At 56.6% G+C, this 21,691-nt stretch carries 18 protein-coding genes; 8 read left to right on the forward strand and 10 right to left on the reverse strand.

Features of this window, described 5'->3' with window-relative positions; genetic code table 11:
* Window positions 1-10: 10 nt before the first annotated feature.
* The 4 genes from purL to ACILP3_RS06090 form a co-directional block, all read right to left on the reverse strand.
* Entirely contained in the window at window positions 11-2,209 is a 2,199-nt protein-coding gene (purL, locus tag ACILP3_RS06075; protein WP_395615763.1) for a phosphoribosylformylglycinamidine synthase subunit PurL, read from the reverse strand.
* A gap of 806 nt (window positions 2,210-3,015) precedes the next feature.
* Window positions 3,016-3,810: an SDR family NAD(P)-dependent oxidoreductase gene (locus ACILP3_RS06080; RefSeq protein WP_395615764.1), complete on the reverse strand. Its 795-nt coding sequence runs from the start codon at window positions 3,808-3,810 to the stop codon at window positions 3,016-3,018.
* 129 nt (window positions 3,811-3,939) lie between these two features.
* Entirely contained in the window at window positions 3,940-5,076 is a 1,137-nt protein-coding gene (locus tag ACILP3_RS06085) for an acyl-CoA dehydrogenase family protein (RefSeq protein WP_395615765.1), read from the reverse strand.
* Between the two features lie 115 nt (window positions 5,077-5,191).
* On the reverse strand, window positions 5,192-6,352 hold the full coding sequence (locus tag ACILP3_RS06090; RefSeq protein ID WP_395615766.1) for an acyl-CoA dehydrogenase family protein: 1,161 nt from the start codon (window positions 6,350-6,352) through the stop codon (window positions 5,192-5,194).
* A 211-nt stretch (window positions 6,353-6,563) separates the two neighbouring features.
* On the opposite strand from ACILP3_RS06090, the gene ACILP3_RS06095 reads away from it, so the two are divergent.
* The 7 genes from ACILP3_RS06095 (at window position 6,564) to ACILP3_RS06125 (ending at window position 14,363) form a co-directional block, all read left to right on the forward strand.
* The gene (locus ACILP3_RS06095; protein ID WP_395615767.1) at window positions 6,564-7,979 is read left to right on the forward strand and encodes an MFS transporter; all 1,416 of its coding nucleotides are present in this window, start codon (window positions 6,564-6,566) and stop codon (window positions 7,977-7,979) included.
* Between the two features lie 32 nt (window positions 7,980-8,011).
* Window positions 8,012-9,295 (forward strand): acyl-CoA dehydrogenase family protein, encoded by a 1,284-nt coding sequence (locus tag ACILP3_RS06100; RefSeq protein WP_395615768.1) that lies wholly within the window; start codon window positions 8,012-8,014, stop codon window positions 9,293-9,295.
* On the forward strand, window positions 9,292-10,380 hold the full coding sequence (locus tag ACILP3_RS06105; RefSeq protein WP_395615769.1) for a Zn-dependent alcohol dehydrogenase: 1,089 nt from the start codon (window positions 9,292-9,294) through the stop codon (window positions 10,378-10,380). Before ACILP3_RS06100 ends, ACILP3_RS06105 begins: the two co-directional genes overlap by 4 nt.
* Window positions 10,377-11,459, forward strand: coding sequence for a phosphotransferase family protein (locus ACILP3_RS06110; protein WP_395615770.1), 1,083 nt, complete (start codon window positions 10,377-10,379; stop codon window positions 11,457-11,459). The genes ACILP3_RS06105 and ACILP3_RS06110 overlap by 4 nt, the downstream gene beginning before the upstream one ends.
* Before the next feature lie 161 nt (window positions 11,460-11,620).
* Window positions 11,621-12,382, forward strand: coding sequence for an SDR family NAD(P)-dependent oxidoreductase (locus ACILP3_RS06115; protein ID WP_395615771.1), 762 nt, complete (start codon window positions 11,621-11,623; stop codon window positions 12,380-12,382).
* Complete coding sequence (locus ACILP3_RS06120) at window positions 12,379-13,176, forward strand: SDR family NAD(P)-dependent oxidoreductase (protein WP_395615772.1); 798 nt, start codon at window positions 12,379-12,381, stop codon at window positions 13,174-13,176. The genes ACILP3_RS06115 and ACILP3_RS06120 overlap by 4 nt, the downstream gene beginning before the upstream one ends.
* The gene (locus ACILP3_RS06125) at window positions 13,173-14,363 is read left to right on the forward strand and encodes a serine hydrolase domain-containing protein (protein ID WP_395615773.1); all 1,191 of its coding nucleotides are present in this window, start codon (window positions 13,173-13,175) and stop codon (window positions 14,361-14,363) included. The genes ACILP3_RS06120 and ACILP3_RS06125 overlap by 4 nt, the downstream gene beginning before the upstream one ends.
* Window positions 14,364-14,609: 246 nt before the next feature.
* On the opposite strand, the gene ACILP3_RS06130 is transcribed toward ACILP3_RS06125, so the two are convergent.
* From ACILP3_RS06130 to bla, 4 genes are read right to left on the reverse strand one after another with little or no spacing between them, the layout of a single operon-like run.
* Window positions 14,610-15,512 (reverse strand): DMT family transporter, encoded by a 903-nt coding sequence (locus tag ACILP3_RS06130; RefSeq protein WP_395615774.1) that lies wholly within the window; start codon window positions 15,510-15,512, stop codon window positions 14,610-14,612.
* A 2-nt stretch (window positions 15,513-15,514) separates the two neighbouring features.
* Window positions 15,515-16,000: a GNAT family N-acetyltransferase gene (locus tag ACILP3_RS06135; protein ID WP_395615775.1), complete on the reverse strand. Its 486-nt coding sequence runs from the start codon at window positions 15,998-16,000 to the stop codon at window positions 15,515-15,517.
* Window positions 15,997-17,136, reverse strand: coding sequence for a flavodoxin-dependent (E)-4-hydroxy-3-methylbut-2-enyl-diphosphate synthase (gene ispG / locus ACILP3_RS06140; RefSeq protein ID WP_395615796.1), 1,140 nt, complete (start codon window positions 17,134-17,136; stop codon window positions 15,997-15,999). The genes ACILP3_RS06135 and ispG overlap by 4 nt, the downstream gene beginning before the upstream one ends.
* A gap of 41 nt (window positions 17,137-17,177) precedes the next feature.
* The gene (bla, locus tag ACILP3_RS06145; RefSeq protein WP_395615776.1) at window positions 17,178-18,101 is read right to left on the reverse strand and encodes a class A beta-lactamase; all 924 of its coding nucleotides are present in this window, start codon (window positions 18,099-18,101) and stop codon (window positions 17,178-17,180) included.
* A gap of 94 nt (window positions 18,102-18,195) precedes the next feature.
* Between bla and ACILP3_RS06150 the strand changes: the two genes are divergently transcribed.
* Window positions 18,196-19,032 (forward strand): S1/P1 nuclease, encoded by an 837-nt coding sequence (locus ACILP3_RS06150; protein WP_395615777.1) that lies wholly within the window; start codon window positions 18,196-18,198, stop codon window positions 19,030-19,032.
* Here the strand turns inward: ACILP3_RS06150 and ACILP3_RS06155 are convergent.
* Together ACILP3_RS06155 and ACILP3_RS06160 are read right to left on the reverse strand one after the other, a co-directional pair.
* A complete protein-coding gene (locus ACILP3_RS06155) occupies window positions 19,029-19,298 on the reverse strand; it encodes a hypothetical protein (RefSeq protein ID WP_395615778.1) in 270 nt (89 codons plus the stop codon). The two genes, ACILP3_RS06150 and ACILP3_RS06155, sit on opposite strands and share 4 nt — an antisense overlap.
* Before the next feature lie 181 nt (window positions 19,299-19,479).
* A complete protein-coding gene (locus ACILP3_RS06160; RefSeq protein WP_395615779.1) occupies window positions 19,480-21,558 on the reverse strand; it encodes a M3 family metallopeptidase in 2,079 nt (692 codons plus the stop codon).
* Window positions 21,559-21,691 lie beyond the last annotated feature (133 nt).

Here is a 21,691-nt window from a genome sequence, read left to right on the forward strand (position 1 = left end):
GAGAGGCTCTTTAGCTTTCCATCCAGTCCTTGAAGAAGCTGTCATGCGCAGCGCGCAGTGTCGCAATCGGCACGTCAAAGCCCGGCCCTGCGACCGATGCGCCGCCAACCGTGCCTATCCGCGTCATCGGAATGCCTGCGGCCTGAATTTGGTCCGCAGCGGCTCTGGTCACAACATAACGCGCCTGATCCTCACCAAAAGCGGTGAAGGCGTCGCCGATTTCTTCGAGCGCACATCCCTTATTACTGGCCAACGCCATTTCGGTCAGCGCAACAAGCAATCCGCCATCGGCGACATCATGCACGGCGTTCACCTTGCCATCGTGAATGAGTTGGCGCACAAATTCGGCATGCGCCCGTTCCTGCGCCAAGTCGACAGGCGGCGGCGCCCCGTCTTCGCGGCCATGCAATTCGCGCAGCCATAAGGACTGGCCAAGATGCCCGTTGCTATCGCCGATCACAAAAATGCCGTCGCCTTCGTTCTTAAACGCGATTGTCGCCATCTTGCTGACATCTTCCATTATGCCAACGCCGCCAATGGCGGGCGTTGGTAAAATCGCGCTGCCGCCGCCTGTGGCCTTGCTTTCATTATATAAGGACACATTGCCGGACACGATCGGGTAATCGAGCGCGCGGCAAGCATCGCCCATGCCTTCGAGGCAACCCACAATCTGCGCCATGATTTCGGGGCGCTGCGGGTTGGCAAAGTTCAGGCAGTTGGTAATCGCCAGCGGCGTTGCGCCAACGGCGCTGATGTTGCGATAGGTTTCGGCCACCGCCTGCTTGCCACCTTCATACGGGTCGGCATAGCAATAACGCGGCGTGCAATCGGTGCTCATCGCCAGCGCGCGGTTGGTACCGTGGATGCGCACGACCGCTGCATCCCCGCCCGAAAGCTGCGCCGTGTCGCCGCCTACTTGGCTATCATATTGTTGCCATATCCATGCGCGGCTTGCGAGGTCAGGGCTAGCCATCAGCTTCAACAAATCCGCGCCGATGTCGTTACTCGCAGGAACGTCGCCCAGCGGCTGAACCTTGGCCCATGCCTTATAGTCTTCCTTCGACGCAGCGGGACGATCGTACAAAGGCGCGTCTTCGGCGAGCGGGCCGAGCGGGATATCGCAGACCACTTCGCCCTTCCACGTCAGCACCATATGGCCGGTGTCCGTGACTTTGCCGATGACCGCGAAATCCAGTTCCCATTTGTCAAAAATCGCCTTGGCAAATTCTTCACGGCCGGGCTTCAGCACCATGAGCATGCGCTCCTGGCTTTCGGACAGCATCATTTCATAAGGCGTCATGCCCTGCTCGCGGCACGGCACCTTGTCCATGTCGAGGAGGATGCCCGCTTTGCCATTGGTCGCCATTTCGACGCTGGAGCTGGTTAAGCCCGCCGCGCCCATGTCCTGAATCGCAACGATTGCGTCCGACGCCATCAGTTCAAGGCACGCCTCAATCAGCAGTTTTTCCGTGAACGGGTCGCCAACTTGAACCGTGGGGCGCTTCTCTTCAATATCTGCGCCGAAATCGGCAGACGCCATGGTCGCGCCATGAATGCCATCACGGCCCGTCTTTGAACCGACATAGACGATGGGATTACCAAGGCCCGTTGCGGCGGAATAAAAAATCTTATCTTGGTCTGCAACGCCAACGGTCATCGCGTTCACAAGGATATTGCCATCATAAGCCGGATGGAAATTGGTCTCACCGCCCACGGTCGGCACGCCAACGCAATTGCCATAGCCGCCAATGCCGGCAACAACGCCCTGCACCAGATGCTTCATCTTCGGATGGTCAGGCCGCCCGAAACGCAGCGCATTCATATTGGCCACGGGCCGTGCGCCCATGGTGAACACATCGCGCAATATGCCGCCCACGCCCGTTGCCGCGCCTTGATAGGGTTCGATATAAGATGGGTGATTATGCGATTCCATCTTGAAGATTGCGGCAAGCTTGGTGCCATTTGGACCGTCGCCAATGTCGATAACGCCCGCATTTTCGCCGGGGCCGCAAATGACCCAAGGGGCCTCAGTCGGCAATTTCTTCAAATGGATACGTGAGGATTTATAAGAGCAATGCTCCGACCACATCACCGAGAATATCCCAAGCTCTATCAAATTGGGTTCGCGCCCCATAGCGTGCAAGATGCGCGCATATTCTTCTTCGTTTAGACCATGGTCGGCGACAATTTGGGGCGTAATTTCGGACATGAGAGGGCTTTAGCGAGACCGCTTACGTTTATCCAGCCTGTTTGATTTTGATTACGTGCGAATTGCCCAATCCCATGCGCCACGCGCGCAGCCGAGAGGCCGGAAAGGGGCCAGCACAAAATAAATGGGCGCTGGCATCGCTACCAGCGCCCACTGCGTCTGACTTTCGAAGTCCATGGCCACAAGGGCCATTTTTTCTCCGTCTGACGTCCGGTTCCCCAACGTCACCCGAAGGTTTCCTTGGTTCACCTTGGTACCTTGGGTATCCTATCCGGCGTTGCGTCACTTGCGTGATGCCGCACTCGATATTCGTTTTCTTCGTACCCACCATCTTCACTGCATTTCCTGTCTTGCGACGGGTTGCCTGTGCATTTGGCGATCCTGCAGTCTGTCTCCTCCGCTCCGCCTGCCCGTTTCCGGTCTGGCTTTGCATCGAAGCGTTCCTGCCTGATGCCTTGAAGGTCTCATGACTTTCGAGTCGTTCAAAGCATGATTTGCGGAGTTATCCACAGCGCGCGCACTTTGTGGTGGACAAAATGGAGGATAAGTTTGGAGCCCAAAACGATACGGCCCCCACGCAGTGCATGGAGGCCGTAAAAATTGTCCGGGGGCGAGGGGGGAGAGGAGGGGAGAGCCGCCCGGTCAATAAGAGTTTCGACAATCGCTTGCCGTTGCAGATCAAATAGGGTCGCGATGAAAATGCTGCAATTGCGAAAACAATGGGGCCAGTTGCGTGTTTTGCAACTAGCCCTATTTCTGTTGGAAACGCGTTGATTTCGTTCCCAAATTATCACAAAAATTAGCAGTTAAGGCGCGATTCCATTGCCCGGCAGCGACGCATTTACGATACCGCCATCGCACGCAATGGTCTCACCCACGATATAATCGCCAGCCCGCGCCGCAAGGAAGATAGCCAGACCAGCCATATCCTCTGGCGTTCCGATTCGTGGGAACGGGATATTCTTGCCCACCGCTTCTGCATGGTCGCGGGCATCCTTATTCATGTCCGACTGAAATGCGCCCGGCGCAATGCCCGAAACCAAGATATTGTCTTTGACCAGTTCAGCCGCCAAGCGGCGAGTCAAATGGATCACGGCAGCTTTCGATGCCTGATAGCTGTAGGTCTGCCACGGGTTGATACGCAAGCCGTCGATAGACGCAATGTTGATGACCTTGCCTGGGCGGTCAAAGGTGGCGGCTGCTTTCAACTGCGGGTGCAAGGCTTGCGTCAAAAAGAATAAGGATTTGACGTTCAGATCCATCACACGGTCCCAGCCGCTTTCTGGAAACTGACCAAATTCCGCGCCCCATGCGGCCCCGGCATTATTGACCAAAATGTCCAACTTCTCCTCACGCGCCGCGATTTGTTCAGCGAGTGAGAGGCAGCCGTCTACGGTCGAAAGGTCGCAAGGCAGGCCGATGACCTGATCGCCGAATTCGGCGACGGTTTCCTCAATCTGACCGACCTTACGGGCGCTGATATACACGCGCGCTGCGCCAGCCTTGAGATAGCCTTCGACGATCATCTTGCCGATGCCGCGCGATCCGCCGGTGACTAAGGCTACGCGGCCCTTGAGGTTGAATAATGTGTTGATGTCCATGGGTCTCTCCTGACAGTTCCCCTCCCGCAGGCGGGAGGGGTTAGGGGTGGGGCTCGCCACAGGCGAGCGGGCTAAGAAGAAGGCGACAGCCCTCCCCAGGCCCCTCCCGCATGCGGGAGGGGAGAATGCTCAATAACCGTTCATCGTCGCCACGCGGTCTGCGTGGTAATAAGCGTCGCCGAAAAATTCGTTCAAGCTGCGGTCACGCTTCATATATAGGCCGATGTCATATTCGTCGGTCATGCCGATACCGCCATGCATTTGCACGCCTTCTCGCACCGAAAGATTGCAGGCAAGTCCGGCTTTCGCCTTGGCTGCCGCGACATATAGTTCGGCCTTAGCATGGCCTTCGTCCATTAAGGATTGCGCCTTCAGTACAATCGAACGCGCGCCTTCCATTTCGCCATATAAATGCGCGGCGCGGTGTTGAAGCGCCTGAAATTCGCCAATGACGCGGTCGAATTGCTTGCGCGTTTTGAGATATTCAAAGGTCATGTCCATCGCGCCTGTGCCCACGCCTACCATTTCAGCAGCAGCGCCCACCCGTCCGGCATCAAGCATCTTGGACAGCACCGCCCAACCGCCATCGACTTCGCCAATCACGGCGTCGGCATCCACCTGAACACCGTCAAGTTTTACATGCGCAGCAACGGCAGAATCAACAAGCCTTGCTGCCTCCATCGACAGGCCGGCGGCATCCTTGTCCACCGCGAACAAGGTCAGACCATCGGTTTCACCTGCCGCGCCAGCCGTGCGCGCCGCGACGATCAGCATGTCCGATGACGCGCCTTGCACGACAAATTGCTTTTGCCCCGTCAGCTTAAAGCCATTGCCGCTGCGTTCCGCAACGCAGGCGATTTTCTCCGGACGGTGCTTGACGCCTTCTTCAATCGCGATGCCGATCACGGTTTCGCCAGCCAATATGCCGGGGAACCAGCGGTCGCGCATCGCCTTATCCGCCAGCTTCAACGCCTCAACCGCCGCAACTGACGTGGTCAGGAAAGGCGATGGTGACAGGTTGCGGCCGATTTCTTCAAGGACAATGCCAGCCTCAATCTGGCCCATGCCCATGCCGCCATCGGCTTCGGGGATGAGGATGCCCGTAAAGCCCATTTCGGCAAATTGCTTCCACAAGCCATGGCTGAAACCGTCCTTGCAGCCCATGTCGCGAAACTTGCGGAAATGGGTGACGGGCGCTTCGCTCGCCATGAAATCCCGCGCGGTGTCGCGCAGCATATTCTGGTCGTCGTTTAAGGTCATTGCCATATTAAAGCCTCTCTAAATTTATCTCGTCATTCCCGCGCAGGCGAGAATCCAACTCCTGCGCCGTAGTTTTAGCTGTCAGGAGTGGGCCCCGCTTGCGCGGGGGTAACGGTCGTGTTTAACCGCCCGGCATCTCAAGGATGCGCTTAGACACGACGTTCAACATCACTTCGCTGGTGCCGCCCTCAATTGAGTTCGCCTTGGTCCGCAGCCAATTGCGTGCCTTTGACCCGCCATTGGCGCGTTCGCTTTCCCACTCAAGCGCTTGGCTGCCGCCAATCGACATCACCAGTTCATTGCGTTTCTTGTTCAATTCGGTGCCGACATATTTCATCAGGTTGGAATAAGCTGGGTGCGCCTTGCCCGTTTTCCATTCGTCCATGAAACGTTCGCCATGCGCACGGAAGGTCAGGTTATCAACATCGAACAAGGCCATTTGCGCGCGCAGCACAGGCTCTTGCGACAAGGTCGCCTTCATCGCCGCGCCGATCGAGGTCACGCCGCCATCGCCGCCCATGCCCGAGATCATTTCGCGTTCATGGCCCAACAGATATTTCGCCACATCCCAGCCGCGATTGATTTCGCCAACGATTTGATGCTTCGGCACAACAACATTGTCGAAAAATGTCTCGCAGAAAGGCGAATTGCCAGAGATCAGCTTGATCGGCTTGGTCGTAACACCCGGCGTTTCCATGTCGAACAACAAGAAGCTGATTCCTTGATATTTGTTCGTCTTGTCGGTGCGGACCAAACAGAAAATCCAATCAGCCTTGTCCGCATAAGAGGTCCAGATTTTCTGGCCATTGACGACCCAATGATCGCCTTTATCTTCGCCAAAGGTTTGCATCGACACAAGGTCACTGCCCGAGCCCGGTTCGGAATAGCCCTGACACCAACGGATTTCACCGCGGGCGATTTGGCCCATATAATGTACTTTTTGTTCTTCCGTGCCGAATTTCAGCAAGGCTGGTCCAAGCATCCAGATGCCGAAGCTGTTGAGCGGCGAGCGGCAACCCAGCTTTGCCATTTCCTGACGCAGTATTTTTGTTTCCTGCGGGGAAAGGCCAGCGCCGCCATAAGCCTTGGGCCAATCGGGCACGGTGTAGCCCTTGGCGACGCAAGCTTCGAGCCACAATTTTTGCGCTTCGGATTGGAACACGAAGTTGCGCCCACCCCAGCAGACGTCTTCGTCACCCTTGGCCGGTGTGCGCATTTCGGCGGGGCAGTTTTCCTCCAGCCAAGCGCGCGCCTCGGCGCGGAATGTTTCAAGGTCGGACATGACGATCTCCTGTTTAATTGCGTGATGAATTTTTGGGCGGTCACGCACCGAAACGCAAGTCTTTATCGGTGAGCGATGCATGCCGTAACGTCATTTGCATCTCGATTGACAGACGAGGTCGCGGCCCTAGCATATGCGCGGGATATAGGAGAGAAACATCGTGCGATTCGCCGGAAAACACGCCTTTTCGCATTTTGTGATTTAAGCCGACATGACATCAGTCGTAGCACTTCCCCGATCGTTAAAAGTCATGCACGGCCTTGGCTCAGTTGCTTATGGCGTCAAGGACAATGGCTTTTCCGTCTTCCTGTTGATTTTCTATAATCAGGTGTTGGGAATTGACGCCGGCATTGTTGGCACCGTCATCATGGCCGCACTGATATTCGATGCCTTTGTAGACCCGATCATTGGCGAATTGTCCGACCGCACGCAAAGCAAATGGGGCAGACGCCTGCCCTGGCTTTACGCTGCCGCTATTCCGCTTGGCCTTATATGGCTGTTGCTGTGGCACCCGCCTGAAATGGGCCAGACAGGCACGATCATCTGGCTGTTCTGCACGGCGGTCTTGGCGCGCACCTTAGTGGCGATGTGCGAAGTGCCGTCTATCGCCCTCGTGCCCGAGCTGACCGGCGATTATGACGAACGCACACGTTTGATGCGTTATCGGTTCCTTTTTGGCTGGGCAGGCGGCTTGCTGATGCTCATTTTCGCTTATGGCATTTTCTTCAACGGAGAAAAGGGTGTGAGCGACCCTGCGGGATATGACGCTTATTCGGTCTGGGGCGCGCTGATGATGAGCGGCGCGGTGTTGATCTCCGCGCTTGGCCAGCATCGGCATGTGGCCAAGCAATCCCCCCCAGCACCGCGCGGCGCTGGCTTTCGCCATGCTTTTGCCGAGGTGAAAGCGACATTGTCGAACCGCGCCTTTCTGTGGCTCGTGTTCGCCGCTTTGTTCGGGCTCATCAATCAAGGGATGACCTTTGCGCTCACCAATTATCAGCTCTCCTTTCTGTGGCAGCTGCAGCAGATGGAAATGCTTTATTATGCGCTGACCCTATTTTCGACGGTCGTCATTGCGTTCGTCATTGTCCCGCCTGTCTCCGCCCGAATGGGCAAGAAAAATGCGGCGATCCTGTTCGCGATTATCTCACTGACCTTCACCGGTTCATTATACGGTAGCTGGCTGCTTGACCTTGTGCCCGGCGCGCCGTCGGATCCTTCGATCCTGTTCATGTTTGCGTTAATGACCATCGCCAATAGCGCGGCGGTGAGTATGATGATGCTGACCTCCTCAATGATGGCCGATGTCGTGGAGGCATCGCAGCAGGAAACGGGCCGACGCTCCGAAGGGCTGTTTTTCGCAGGCTATTTCTTCATGCAGAAATGCGCGGTTGGCATCGGCACCTTTGCCGCCGGGATGATTCTGAGCTTTGCCAATTTCCCGCAAGATGCGAAGCCGGGCGAAGTTGATGTCGCCGTCCTCGACGGGCTGGCGTTATATTATATGGTCACGGTATTAGGCATTGGCATTATCGGCATCCTGATCCTGCGCCATTTCCCGATTTCGCGCGAAAGTCACAATGAACGCTTGCGCGCCTTGAACACGGCGACAGAGTCTGCCAGTTAACCAGTCAATTAAATTTGAAAGAGGAATGAGTCATGGATTTCGATCTCAACGACAAGCAAACATATTGGCGGGACCGTATCCGCGACCATAATGAACGCTTCTTGCGTCCACGCGTCGCCGATTATTATGCCGAGCAGGCCGTGGGCGACCGTTGGAAAGTGCTTCAAGTCGTTGAAGAGGAAAAGGCGCGCGCGAAGGCCGCTGGCCTTTGGAACCTGTTCATGCCGCCAACGTCGGGCCGCGTGCATGTCGACGACAGCGTGCATTTCGAAGGCCCCGGCCTCACCAACATGGAATATGCATTGTGCGCCGAAGAAATGGGCCGCATCGGCTTTGCATCTGAAGTCTATAACTGTTCGGCGCCAGACACCGGCAATATGGAGGTATTCCTGCGCTACGGCACAGCCGCACAAAAAGAAAAATGGATGATTCCTTTGATGAACGGCAAAATCCGTTCTGCCTTTTTGATGACGGAACCAGCCGTTGCGTCGTCGGATGCCACCAACATCGAAACATCGATCCGCCGCGAAGGCGACGAATATGTCCTCAACGGCGTGAAATGGTGGTCATCAGGCGCAGGCGATCCGCGCTGCAAAATCGCGATTGTCATGGGCAAGACCGATTTCGAAGCCAAGCGCCATGCGCAGCAGTCGATGGTCCTGATGGAACTCGATGCGCCAGGCGTGAACATCCTGCGCCATCTGCCTGTGTTCGGCTATGACGATGCTCCGCATGGTCATATGGAAATCGAATTGAAAGATGTCCGCATTCCGGCATCGAACATGTTGCTGGGCGAAGGTCGCGGGTTCGAGATCGCGCAAGGCCGCCTTGGACCAGGCCGCATCCACCATTGCATGCGCACCATTGGTACGGCGGAAGAAGCGCTGGAGAAAATGTGCAAGCGCCTGCAATCGCGCGTTGCCTTTGGCAAGACCGTTGCCGAACATAGCGTATGGGAAGAGCGCATTGCGCGTGCCCGTATCGACATTGAAATGACGCGCCTGCTTTGCCTGAAGGCAGCGGATATGATGGACAAGGTCGGCAACAAGGCAGCAGCAGCCGAAATCGCAATGATCAAGGTGCAGGCACCAAATATGGCTTTGAGCATCATCGACAATGCCATCCAAGCGCATGGCGGCGGCGGTGTGTCCGACGATTTCGGTCTCGCATCTGCTTGGGCGCATCAGCGTACCTTGCGTCTGGCCGATGGTCCCGACGAAGTGCATGCCCGCGCCATCGCGCGTATGGAATTGGGCAAGCATGGCGGCCGTGGCAAAGAAGGCATGTCCAGCGGCGATATGGGGGCAACACGGTGAAGGCTGCCGTTTTAATCGAAGCGGGCAAACCGCTTCAGATTGAGCAGATCCATATCTCCAATCCCGGGCCGCATGAGGTGCTGATCCGCACCGCGGCCTGCGGGCTATGCCATAGCGACCTGCACTTCATCGAGGGCACTTACCCCCATCCACTGCCCGCCATCCCCGGGCATGAGGCGGCGGGCATTGTGGAGGCTGTAGGCAGCGAAGTGCGCACCGTGAAGGTGGGTGACGCCGTTGTCACCTGCCTTTCGGCGTTTTGCGGCCATTGCGAATATTGCGTTACTGGACGCATGTCCTTGTGCCTTGGCGGCGACACGCGCCGCAAGGCGGGTGAGGCCCCGCGTCTGACGCGGCCGGATGGCAGCATTGTAAACCAGATGCTGAACCTGTCGGCTTATGCCGAAATGATGCTGGTGCACGAACATGCATGCGTCGCAATCCATCCCGACATGCCTTTGCCACAAGCGTCCGTTATCGGCTGCGCCGTGACTACTGGGGCGGGCACGATATTCAACGCGTGCAAGGTAACGCCGGGTGAAACTGTGGCCGTTATCGGCTGTGGCGGTGTTGGTCTTGCGACCATCAATGCTGCGAAAATTGCTGGCGCTGGCCGCATCATTGCCGCTGACCCCATGCCGGAAAAGCGTGCGCTTGCAATGCAGCTGGGTGCCACCGATGTCATCGATCCCATGGACGCCGATGCAGCCAAGCAAATTCAGGAATTGACCAAAGGCGGCGTCGATCATGCGATTGAGGCTGTAGGTCGTCCCGCATCGGGCGAGCTTGCGGTCAAGTCGCTGAAGCGCGGCGGAACGGCCACCATCTTGGGTATGATGCCGTTGCAGCATTCGGTTGGCCTTTCGGCAATGGACCTATTGTCAGGCAAAAAACTCCAAGGCGCGATCATGGGCGGAAACCGCTTCCCCGTTGATATTCCACGTCTGGTGGATTTCTACATGCGTGGGCTGCTTGATCTCGACACCATCATTTCGGAAACCATTCCGTTGGAGCGGATTAACGAAGGCTTTGACCAGATGAAGCGCGGTGACTCCGCCCGTTCGGTCATCGTTTTTGACCAATGAGCGCAGCCGCAACCCCGATTGACGCGCAAACCGCCTTTACCGGAACGGTTGCGCCAACCGGAGCTGACATCCTCGACGCCGATAAATTGGCGGCATGGATGTCGGAAAATGTCGAAGGCTTTAAAGGCCCGGTCGAGATTCTGAAATTCGCAGGTGGGCAGTCAAACCCGACTTACCGGTTGAACGCGAAAAGCGGTTCCTACGTCCTACGCCGCAAGCCATTTGGTGCTCTGCTACCCAGCGCGCACGCCGTTGACCGTGAATATAAGGTGATTGCGGGCCTGTATCCCACGGGCTTTCCAGTCGCCAAGCCATTTGGCCTGTGTGCCGATGACAGTGTCGCTGGTTCGATGTTCTACATCATGGATATGGTCGAAGGACGCACTATCTGGGACGGTTCCATGCCGGGGTCAAACCCGCCTGAGCGCCGCGCCACTTATGAGGCGATGATTGATACCCTCGCGGCCTTGCACAATGTGGATGTTGAAAGCGCTGGCCTGTCCGATTTTGGTAAGCCCGGCAATTATTTCGGGCGGCAGGTGGAACGCTGGACGAAGCAATATCGGTTCGCCGAAACCGAAGTCATGCCCGAAATGGAGCGGCTGATCGCATGGCTGCCCAAGACGCTGCCCGAACAAACGCGCACTAGCGTGGTGCATGGTGATTATCGCATCGACAATATGATCTTCGATGCCAAAGAGGCGAAGGTCGTTGCGGTTCTGGATTGGGAATTGTCGACCTTGGGCGATCCGCTAGCTGATTTTACCTATGTCGCAATGGCATGGGTGACGCAAAATGAAGGCCGGTCGGGCATTATGGATTTGGACCGCGCTGCACTTGGCATTCCCGAACTCGACGCGATGGTGGAGCGTTATTGCGCCGCCACGGGCCGCGACGGCGTGCCCGATATGAACTGGTATTTTGCCTATAATTTCTTCCGTCTCGCTGGGATTGTTCAAGGTATCAAAAAACGCGTCATCGATGGCACCGCAAGTTCGTCCCATGCGCAAGCCATGGCCGAACGCGTGTTCCCGCTGGCCGATTCCGCCTGGAAATTCGCCGAAAAAGCCGGGGCGTAAAAATAAGTTCCTCCCCATCGACTTGCGATGGGGAGGGGGACCATCCGCAGGATGGTGGAGGGGAATGAAACGTCGCCGCCCCTCCGTCATCCAAAGCTGCCGCTTTGGCTGCCACCTCCCCATCGCAAGTCGATAGGGAGGAATGAGTGAGAGGAATGCAAATGTCATTATTCGATATGACCGGTAAGGTCGCCATCATCACAGGTTCGTCGCGTGGCATTGGCCAAGCGATTGCCGAAGAAATGGCCGGGCAAGGCGCAAAGGTTGCGATTTCCAGTCGAAATATCGAGGATTGCGAAGCAGTGGCCGCTGGCATCAATGCCAAGCATCCGGGCGCTGCGATTGCCGTGGCCTCAACCCTCTCGTCCAAAGGGTCCTTGCAAAACCTTGTCGACGAAACCCGCAAGGCATTTGGCAAAGTCGACGTTCTGGTCTGCAATGCGGCGTCGAACCCGCATTATGGCCCCATGGCGACGATCACGGACGAACAACTGCGCAAGGCGCTTGATCACAATATCGTGTCGCAACATTGGCTGATCCAGATGGTCGTGCCCGAAATGATCGAACGCAAATCGGGCTCTATCGTGATCGTGTCATCCATTGCCGGCTTGCGCGGCTCGCCGATCTTGGGCGCGTATGCGATCACCAAGGCGGCGGATATCCAGATGACCAAAAACCTCGCCCGCGAATATGGCCCGTATAATGTGCGGATCAATTCGATCGCGCCGGGACTGGTGAAAACCGATTTTGCCAAGGCCCTATGGGAGAACCCCGAAAATCTGAAGGCGTCTACCTCTGGCGCGGCATTGGGCCGCATCGGCGAGCCGCGCGAGATCGCCGGCGCTGCGGTGTATTTGGCATCCGACGCATCAAGCTTTATGACAGGGCAGACAATTGTCGTTGATGGAGGCGTCGTCGTATGAGTGGAGCATTAGCAGGCAAAGTCGCCATCATCACGGGCGCGGGTTCGGGCATTGGCCGGGCCTCCGCCATCCGCTTTGCGGCCGAGGGTGCGAAGGTCGTTTTGGGCGACATGGCGGCTTCCGTCCATGACACCGCTGCGATGATCGGCGATGCGGCGACCGCCGTGCAAATGGACGCAGGCGATGAGGCGGATGTCACAGCTTTAGTCGCCAAGGCCATCGCGCTGCACGGACATCTCGACATCGCCTTTGCCAATGCGGGCATTTCCGGCGGCATGGAGGGTATTTTCGACAATACGGTCGAGAACTTCACCAGCGTTCTGCGCGTCAACCTGATTGGTCCGTGGCTGATGGTTAAGCATGCCGGAAAGGTCATGGCCGATGCAGGCAATGGCGGGTCGATCATCTTGACAGCAAGCGTCGCGGGCATTCGTTCGGGCGCAGGCGGACCACCTTATTCGGCGTCGAAGGCTGGCGTCATCAATCTGGCGCAGGTCAGCGCGCAGCAATTGTCGGGCACCAATGTCCGCTGCAACGCGATTTGCCCGGGCCTCACTGAAACCGGCATGACGAAGCCGACTTTCGATTATGCCCGCGAAAAGGGCGTGACCGAAAAAATCGGCCGCCTAAACCCCTTGCGCAGAGGTGCGCAGCCAGAGGAGCTTGCTAATGTCGCCTTGTTCCTTGCCAGCGACCAAGCCTCTTATGTCAACGGCCAAGCCATTGCCGTGGACGGCGGGCTTTCCAGTTCGCACCCCGTAACGCGCCAATTAACAGGACAAACCGCCGTATGAGCGCCGAAGATTTAGGTTTCGTGCCCGACCGCCTCGCGCGGATTCCTGCCTTTATTCAGGCCAATTATCTCGACAATGGCAAATTGCCCTTTGCGTCCGTGCTGGTAGGGCGCGGTGACGATATCGCGTTGCAATGGAGCTCGGGCGTTGCCGAAGATGCCATTTTCCGCATCGCATCGATGACCAAGCCAATCACTTCGGTCGCGTTCATGCAATTGGTGGAACAGGGGAAGGTCGCGCTGACCGATCCGGTCAGCAAATATATCCCCGAATTTGCAAAATTGGGCGTGTTTGTGGGCGGTGGCGGCAATGTGCCATTTATGACGCGCGCGCCATCCACGCTTATGCGGGTGGTTGACTTGCTGCGGCATACGGCCGGATTCACCTATAGCTTTCAGGAACAGGGCAATGTCGATGCGGCCTATCGCAAGACCGATGTTGAAAGCTGGAGCAAAAATACATCGCAAAGCGTGATTGACACGCTCGCGCAAATCCCGCTGGAATTCGACCCGGGCACGCAGTGGAATTATTCGGTTGCCACCGACATCGTCGGCATATTGGTTGAACGGATCAGCGGACTATCCCTGCCTGAATATTTCCAAACGCATATTTTTGCGCCTTTGGGCATGACCGATACATTTTTTCAAGTGCCCGCCAATAAGGCAGCGCGGATCCCCGAAGGCTTTGGCTTTGACCCCGAAGCGAAAATGAAGCTGATCGACAAGGCCGGGGCCGAGAGCATGTGGGCCAAAGGCTGGTCATTTAACTCCGGCGGCGGCGGCCTGGCGTCGAGCGTTGCGGATTATCATCGGTTCTGCCGGATGCTGCTGAACGGGGGTGCGCTTGACGGCGCACAAATCTTGAGCCCCAAGACAATAGAATTGATGACCGCCAATCATATTCCCGGCGGTCAAGACCTGACGCAAATGTCGAAATCTTTGTTCAGTGAGGCCGAAATGGCCGGCATTGGCTTTGGCCTTGGCTTTGCCACAACCATCGACAGCGCCGCGACACTTGCGCCTTGTTCCAACGGCGATTTTTATTGGGGCGGCATGTATTCCACAGCGTTTTTCGTCGATCCGGTTGAAGACATCATCATGATTTTCATGACGCAGTTGCTGCCTTCAACCACCTACCCCGTGCGCCGCGAGATCAAGACGATGATCTATTCCGCGCTAGCGGCTTAGACTAACTGTTCCGTTTATATACTACGTCATGCTGAACTTGGTTCAGCATCCATCGTGCCACGCGGGCCGAAGGGTTTAGAGGCGAAATGGACCCTGAAACAAGTTCAGGGTGACGGGTATAAGTGAAGAGACGTTTCACCCCCGTCATCCTGAACTTGTTTCAGGATAACGAACCACCGCCTGTTATCCTGAAACAAGTTCAGGATGACGACGCATTGGGTTTGCGAAAGAAGCCTTGCCCCTTCCCTAAACCGTCGCAATCTCCACCTGATTGACAGGCTCGGGCTTTGCCCTTGCCGCGATCAGGCTTCCGGCCACGATCAAGGCGGTGCCCAAAAGCACAGACAAGGTCACTGGCTCGGCAAAGAACAGCCAGCCGAAAAACGCCGCCCAGACAAAGCCAGTATATTCGACCGGAATCAAAATCTGCGCCTCGGCGCGGGCATAGGCCCAACTCAGCAGCAACAATGAAATAATCGCCAGCGCCGCAGCGCCGCTGATCATGGGCGCATCCGACATCGCTATCGGCTGCAAAAAATATGGCGCAAAAAGGCCAAGCGTTAACGCGACAAACAGATTCTGGAAAAAGGCGATTTCAATGGGCCCTGCCACTTGCGCCTGCCGCCGGGCGAGGATCAGATTATACGCAAACACCACAGCCGAACCCAACACCGCCGCAGCGCCCCAGAGATGGCCGCTGGTATAGTCTCCGCTCAACCGGCCAGCCATGATGATCAATACCCCGCCAAGCCCCGCCAGCGAAGCCCAGATGGCAGAGCGGCCTATCGTCTCGCCCAGCATAACAGCGGCAAGATAGAGCGCGATGACAGGCGCGATGAAGCTCAACCCAATGGCCTCAGCCAGCGGCAATTGCGTCAATGACCAGAAAAAGCTGACCGCCATCACCGACACGATTATGCTGCGCCATATATGCATTTTAAGGATATCGACTGACGGCCATTTCTGCCGCGTCCCAAAAAATAACAGCCCCATGAATAATGTGCCAAGGCAGTGGCGCCACATCACCGCATTATAAGCGCCCAGCGACAAAGCGATGTCTTTCATCACCGCATCCATCAACGAAAATGTGGCAATGCCTGCCGCTGCCACCATGAACGGGACAAGCGGGCGCGGATGCAGTTCAGCCATGTTTACAAGCTATGCGTGGCAAGGGTTTTGAGCGTCGCGCCGTCCACGCGATAGACGGTCCATTCGTCCATGGGCACGGCCCCCAGCGCCTTGTAGAAATCAATGGCTGGCGTGTTCCAATCCAACACCGACCATTCCAGCCGCGCGCAATCGCGTTCCACCGCAAGCGCCGCAAGCCTGCCCAGCAAAGCCTTACCCAGCCCCGAACCACGCGCCGCCGGCCGGACAAACAAATCCTCCAGATAGATTCCGGGTCGGCCTTCGAAGGTCGAAAAATTGTGGAAGAACAATGCAAAACCCTGCGGCGCTCCGTCAATCTCGCCAATCAAAACCTCGGCATAAGGCCGCGGCCCAAACAGCTTTTGCGCCATCACTGCTTCATCAAAACGCACGGCATGGGCCAGCTTTTCATATTCCGCAAGGTCGCGGATAAATTGCCCGATGAGAGATATGTCGGTTGGCGTTGCCGCCCGTATCGAGAGGCTCAAGCCGCTTTCCCGTGCAGCGTATCCATGCTGACGCTGGTGCCCGCGTCAATCTCTGCGGCTTTGGCTTCGACCAGACGCACGATGTGGCTGATCATGTCGTCATCCTCGACATGATGGTCGGTGACGCCCGACAGATAGACCATATGCTTGCCATTGCCGCCGCCAGTTATACCGATGTCGGTCTCGCGCGCTTCGCCGGGGCCATTGACGACGCAACCGAGAACCGAGAGCGACATGGGTGTTTTGATATGGCCAAGCGCATCTTCCAGCTTTTGCACCGTGCGGATAACGTCAAAGCCCTGCCGCGCGCAGCTTGGGCAGCTGACGACGCGCACGCCGCGGGTGCGCAGGCCAAGTGCTTTCAGAATTTCATAGCCGACGCGCACTTCTTCTTCGGGTTCGGCAGACAGGCTGACGCGGATTGTATCGCCAATCCCGGCCCACAATAAATTGCCCATGCCGATGGAGGATTTTACAGTTCCGCCAATAAGGCCCCCCGCTTCGGTAATGCCCAGATGCAAGGGGCAGTCGACGGCGTCGGCCAAGCCCATATAAGCGGCAACCGCCAGAAAAACGTCCGATGCCTTCACCGCAACTTTAAATTCGTGGAAATCATGGTCCTGCAGCAACTTGATATGGTCAAGCGCGCTTTCAATCAGCGCCTCCGGGCAAGGCTCGCCATATTTTTCCAGCAGGTCTTTTTCCAAGCTTCCGGCATTCACGCCGATCCGGATCGCGCAGCCATTGGCTTTGGCGGCGTTGACAACTTCCTTCACGCGCGCCGATGAACCGATATTGCCGGGGTTGATACGCAAGCACGCCGCGCCCGCGTCCGCCGCCTCCAACGCGCGTTTGTAATGAAAATGAATGTCGGCGACGATCGGCACATTGGCCGCACGGACAATCTGTTTCAGCGCCGCCGTGCTTTCCACATCGGGGCAGGAAACGCGGATGATATCGACGCCTGCATCCTCACACCGGCGGATTTGGTCAATCGTCGCAGCCGCATCGCTGGTGAGCGTGTTGGTCATGGTTTGCACCGAAATCGGCGCATTTCCACCAACAGGGACGTTACCGACCATGATCTGGCGGGACTGACGACGCGCGATATCGCGCCAAGGGCGAATAGAAGACATAAAGGGGATATAGGCGGCCAGAACGGCCAAGGCAATCAGGCTTAATCCAGCCCGCCGTGCCATTCTAAAGCTTGTGCGGCGGCAATTCTCCCGACATCCGCCAGCACCGCCTGATCCTGATCGCGGGTTTGGAGATATTTGCCGTCAGATTCATAATAAGCCGTGACGATGACGGGCATACGCGCAGGCGGCCAGAAGATAGCGACATCGTTGGTCTTATTGTTATAGTTGGGGCTGTTTGCGCTGCCGGTCTTATCACCGCTGCCCCAAGATGCCGGCAGTCCCGCGCGAATCCGTTTGCCGCCCGTGGTGGTGTCAACCATCCATTGAATGAGCAGTGCGCGTGACGCCGGCGACAATATCCGGTCGGTCGTCAACAACCACGCCATAGTCTGGGCAAATGCGCGCGGTGTTGTCGTGTCGCGTTCCTCCCCCGGCGGGACATTGTTCATTTCGGTTTCATAACGATCAAGCCGCGTGACATCATCACCCCAGCTTCTCAACAAAGCCGTGACCGCAGCCGGTCCACCCATATGGCGAATGAGCAGATTTGCAGCGACATTGTCACTGGTCTTTTGCGTTGCTTCGGCAAGTTCAATGATGCGCATCGCGCCTTTGGTAAGATTGGGTCCAGTGACGGGCGCGTGCGGCACCATGTCGGCTTCGGTGTAGCGCAGTGCGGCGGACGGGTTCAGCCTGCCCTTATCGGCCAGATGCAAGACCGCGCCCGCGAGTGCCAGCTTGAATGTCGAGCACATGCCGAACAACTCGCCATAATGATGCCCAGTCATTCGCCCAGACGCGGTGTCGAGTACACATGCCCCAAGCCGTCCGCCAACGCGCGCCTCCAGCGCCGCCAACGCAGCATTGGCGGAAACGGACGGGAGCACTTGCCGCGGCCCAGCGCAACCGGCGATCGTCAACGCCGCAGCACCTGCCATGAGCCCACGTCTATCAATATCCATCACCCGCCTCCCAATGTTTTGGCTAGTGGCACCAAATCGCAATGCATGCGCCTACTGCTTTGATTTACGCATGAATACAAACTAAGGCGCACTTATGAAACGCTTCCTTATTTCGATCGCCCTTTTGTTCGCACCGTTGGCACCTGCCCAGGCTTATTGGGAATATGGCCATGAGACGGTGGCGCACATTGCCCAGGCCAATATGTCGCCCAAGGCGCGCGCGCATATGCAGCGCCTATTGCGTGCGGCACCGATGCTTGGAACCCCGAAATGCGCCATGCGCAATATTGCAGATGTCAGCGTTTGGGCGGATTGCATCAAGGGCGACCGGGTTCGCTGGGGCTATACCAACAGCTGGCATTACCAAAATGTCGACATCTGCAAGCCGTTCGACCTGAAAAGCGCCTGCGCCGATGGTAATTGCGTTTCTGCGCAGATTGACCGCAACTTTGCACTGCTATCGAACAAAAATTTGCCCGCACATGTCCGGTTGGAGGCGCTTGCATTTCTGGTGCATTTTGTCGGCGACATCCACCAACCATTGCACGCCGGTGACCGCGCGGACCGTGGCGGCAATGACCTAAAAACCACTTATGGTGTGATGCCTGGATATAATCTGCATTCGGTGTGGGACGGGCTTTTGGCCGACCGCGCACTGTCCGCCGCGCCCTTCATAGTCCGCCTATTTTCGCCAGCCGAAAAAGCAGCGGTCGTGCAAGGCAATGTGCGTCTGTGGAGTGAAGAGAATTGGGCGGTCTCGCGCGACATCGCGTATCCGCGCGCGATGGATGGCGACCCTTGTGGCGCAAAGCCAACCTCTCCTGTTGTCATTGACGAAGCCGATGTAGCGGCCTCGCGCGCAGCATTGCGCCAACAGGTGGAACGTGGCGGCATCCGTTTAGCGCGGTTGTTGGACGAGGCTTTAGGCTAAGCGCCCCAACCTCCGCGCCATTTCCACCCGCCTTCTGTGCGTTTGCGGACGATGGCGACGAAAATGCCGGTGACACATAGCATGAGCGCGACAATAGCAATCGTTGGCATGGCGCCATGACCGTCCGCGAATAGTCCTAAGCCCACCATCGCCAAAAGATAGGCCGCTAATGTCACCCAGCCCTGCCACCTGAACGGCAGTCCTGCACCGTAACCGAATTTCTTCGCCCGGAACCAAGGCTCTTTACCCGAAAATAAAGCTAGCATCTCAATTCTCCTTTGCCGGACGTCCGCGTTTCGGCGTTGCGCTGACTCCGACCTTCACGCCGCGCTTGGCCAATGCGGCTTCCAACAATAGCTCAATTTTTGCAATATAGCTTCGAAAATCAAAAAAGGGGCTACGCAGATTGTCGCCTGCGCAGCCCCTGTTTTATAATATCGCAGCGGCTTATTCGCCGGTCGGAAATCCGCGTTTTTTCATGATATATTTAACGTCGGGGTCACGACCACGAAATGCGCGATAGGCTTCGATCCGGTCGGTTTCATTACCAGTCGCCATCAGCATGGAGCGGAAACGCTCTGCCGTTTCCTTGTCCCAGACATCGCCCTTTTCAGTGAAGGCGGCCCAAGTGTCGGCATCCATCGTTTCGGACCAAAGATAGCTGTAATAGCCGGCCGAATAGCTGTCGCTGGAAAACAGGTGGTTAAACTGCGGCAGACGATGCCGCATGACCATTTCCTTTGGCATGCCAATTTCCGCAAGCGTATCGCGTTCAAAGGCGGCGGGATCCGCCACAGGCTGGCTTCGGTTATGCAATTTCATGTCCAATATCGCACTCGACAGATATTCAACCGTGGAAAAACCTTGGTTGAACGTGTCGCTTGCTCGGATTTTCTCCACCAAAGCGGCTGGAATGGGTTCTCCGGTCTTATAATGCTTGGCATAAGTGTTGAGAATATACGGCGTCAGCAGCCAATTTTCGTTCACTTGGCTGGGATATTCGACAAAATCGCGCGGTGTCCCGCCAAGGCTTGGCCAGGTGATGTCATAGTTCAGATAATGGATCGCATGACCAAATTCGTGGAACAAGGTAGAAGCGTCATCGATGCTGATCAACGTTGGCACGCCATCGGCGCCGGGCACGAAGTTGTTGTTGTTCGACGCCAGCACAATATTGTTCTTACCGCCCAATATATGCTGGCTGCGATAGGTGGTCATCCACGCGCCTGAACGCTTGCCTGCGCGTGCGAAGTTGTCGAGGTAAAACAGGCCCACGACCTTGCCATCGCGCCTGACCTCAAATGTCCGTACTTTGGGTTCAAAGACCGGAACCGTGCCGGTATTTTCGGTGAAGCTCATGCCGTATAATTTGCCTGCGGCATCAAACATCGCGGCCACCATATTATCCAATTGGAAATAGGGCTTTACCGCCTCCTGATCGAGGTCATATTTCGCCTTGCGCACTTTCTCGGCATAGAAACGATAATCCCATGGCGCGATCGTGATGTTGTCTGCATTGGCAATCGCCTGCATGTCCGCCACCTCTTCACGCACGCGCGCGGCAGCGGCCGGCCAAACCTTCATCATCAGGTCCATTGCCTTATTCGGGTCCTGCGCCATGGTATCGGCCATCCGGTAATGCGCATGGGTGGCAAAGCCCAAAATTTCGGCGCGCTGCTGACGCAGTTTCAGGATTTCGGCGATGGTTGCGTTGGTGTCATTGGCATTTTGATTATCACCGCGCTTGGTAAAGGCCTGCCAGACTTTTTCGCGCAAATCGCGGCGGGTCGAATTTTCAAGGAATGGCTGTACCGCTGAACGGGTGTTGACGACAGCCCATCCGCTTTGGCCCTTCGCCTTGGCCGCGGCTTGCAACGACGCGACAAAAGTTTCTGGTAGGCCAGCTAAATCGGCCTCCTGCGTGATCAGAATGAAGGTTTCCTCATCGGCAAGCACCTTGTCGGAAAAAGCGGAAAACTTCTTCGATAGGTCGGTCTCAATACGGATGACTTGCGCTTTCTGTGCCGCATCCAACATCGCGCCATTGCGGACCAAGCCGTCATAGCTACGCTCCAACAGCCGCATCTGCTTGGCATCGAGGCCCAGATTCGCGCGTTGGTCATATAAATATTTCACGCGCTGAAAATACCGCGCGTCCAGCGCCAATTCGGAGAAGAACGCACTTAGCTTTGGTTCCCACTCGGCCTGAATTTTGCGCACTTCGGGGGTAGACAGATTCGACGAATAGACGCCCCAAATCGAGAATAAGCGGCCGATCTTTTCACCGGACAGCTCGCTGGCGGTGATTGTATTGTCAAAGGTGATGGCTCCAGGCTGTGCAAGCATGGCTTCAAATTCAGCCTTTGACGCCGCCATAGCGGCTTGGAATGCAGGCGGAAATTGCGAGACCTTCACCTGATCCCATGGTGGCACACCATCATAAGGCCCCGTCCATTCCTGCAGCAATGCCGGTTCATTCGCAGCTTGGCTGGCATTCATTTTTTGTGTTTGTGCAACCGCTGTCATTGATACTCCTGACAATATAAGCGCCGCTGCGCTCATCATGATGTGATGTTTTCTCACCTAATTATGCTCCTTTGGGTCATGCCGCAGCGATGCTGGCGCTTCATGCACAAGGGGATAGCGCATCGTGCAGCGT

It is taken from the genome of Sphingorhabdus sp., assembly GCF_044239665.1.
GTDB lineage: Bacteria > Pseudomonadota > Alphaproteobacteria > Sphingomonadales > Sphingomonadaceae > Sphingorhabdus_B.

Bases quoted from the DNA above. Each gene is read 5' to 3' on its own strand.
- bla (WP_395615776.1), bottom strand. From the start codon at position 18,101: ATGGATATTGATAGACGTGGGCTCATGGCAGGTGCTGCGGCGTTGACG.
- ACILP3_RS06080 (WP_395615764.1), bottom strand. From the start codon at position 3,810: ATGGACATCAACACATTATTCAACCTCAAGGGCCGCGTAGCCTTAGTC.
- ACILP3_RS06155 (WP_395615778.1), bottom strand. From the start codon at position 19,298: ATGCTAGCTTTATTTTCGGGTAAAGAGCCTTGGTTCCGGGCGAAGAAA.
- ACILP3_RS06160 (WP_395615779.1), bottom strand. From the start codon at position 21,558: ATGACAGCGGTTGCACAAACACAAAAAATGAATGCCAGCCAAGCTGCG.
- ACILP3_RS06100 (WP_395615768.1), top strand. From the start codon at position 8,012: ATGGATTTCGATCTCAACGACAAGCAAACATATTGGCGGGACCGTATC.
- ACILP3_RS06085 (WP_395615765.1), bottom strand. From the start codon at position 5,076: ATGGCAATGACCTTAAACGACGACCAGAATATGCTGCGCGACACCGCG.
- ACILP3_RS06090 (WP_395615766.1), bottom strand. From the start codon at position 6,352: ATGTCCGACCTTGAAACATTCCGCGCCGAGGCGCGCGCTTGGCTGGAG.
- ACILP3_RS06095 (WP_395615767.1), top strand. From the start codon at position 6,564: ATGACATCAGTCGTAGCACTTCCCCGATCGTTAAAAGTCATGCACGGC.
- ACILP3_RS06115 (WP_395615771.1), top strand. From the start codon at position 11,621: ATGTCATTATTCGATATGACCGGTAAGGTCGCCATCATCACAGGTTCG.
- ACILP3_RS06110 (WP_395615770.1), top strand. From the start codon at position 10,377: ATGAGCGCAGCCGCAACCCCGATTGACGCGCAAACCGCCTTTACCGGA.
- ACILP3_RS06150 (WP_395615777.1), top strand. From the start codon at position 18,196: ATGAAACGCTTCCTTATTTCGATCGCCCTTTTGTTCGCACCGTTGGCA.
- ispG (WP_395615796.1), bottom strand. From the start codon at position 17,136: ATGTCTTCTATTCGCCCTTGGCGCGATATCGCGCGTCGTCAGTCCCGC.
- purL (WP_395615763.1), bottom strand. From the start codon at position 2,209: ATGTCCGAAATTACGCCCCAAATTGTCGCCGACCATGGTCTAAACGAA.
- ACILP3_RS06120 (WP_395615772.1), top strand. From the start codon at position 12,379: ATGAGTGGAGCATTAGCAGGCAAAGTCGCCATCATCACGGGCGCGGGT.
- ACILP3_RS06125 (WP_395615773.1), top strand. From the start codon at position 13,173: ATGAGCGCCGAAGATTTAGGTTTCGTGCCCGACCGCCTCGCGCGGATT.
- ACILP3_RS06130 (WP_395615774.1), bottom strand. From the start codon at position 15,512: ATGGCTGAACTGCATCCGCGCCCGCTTGTCCCGTTCATGGTGGCAGCG.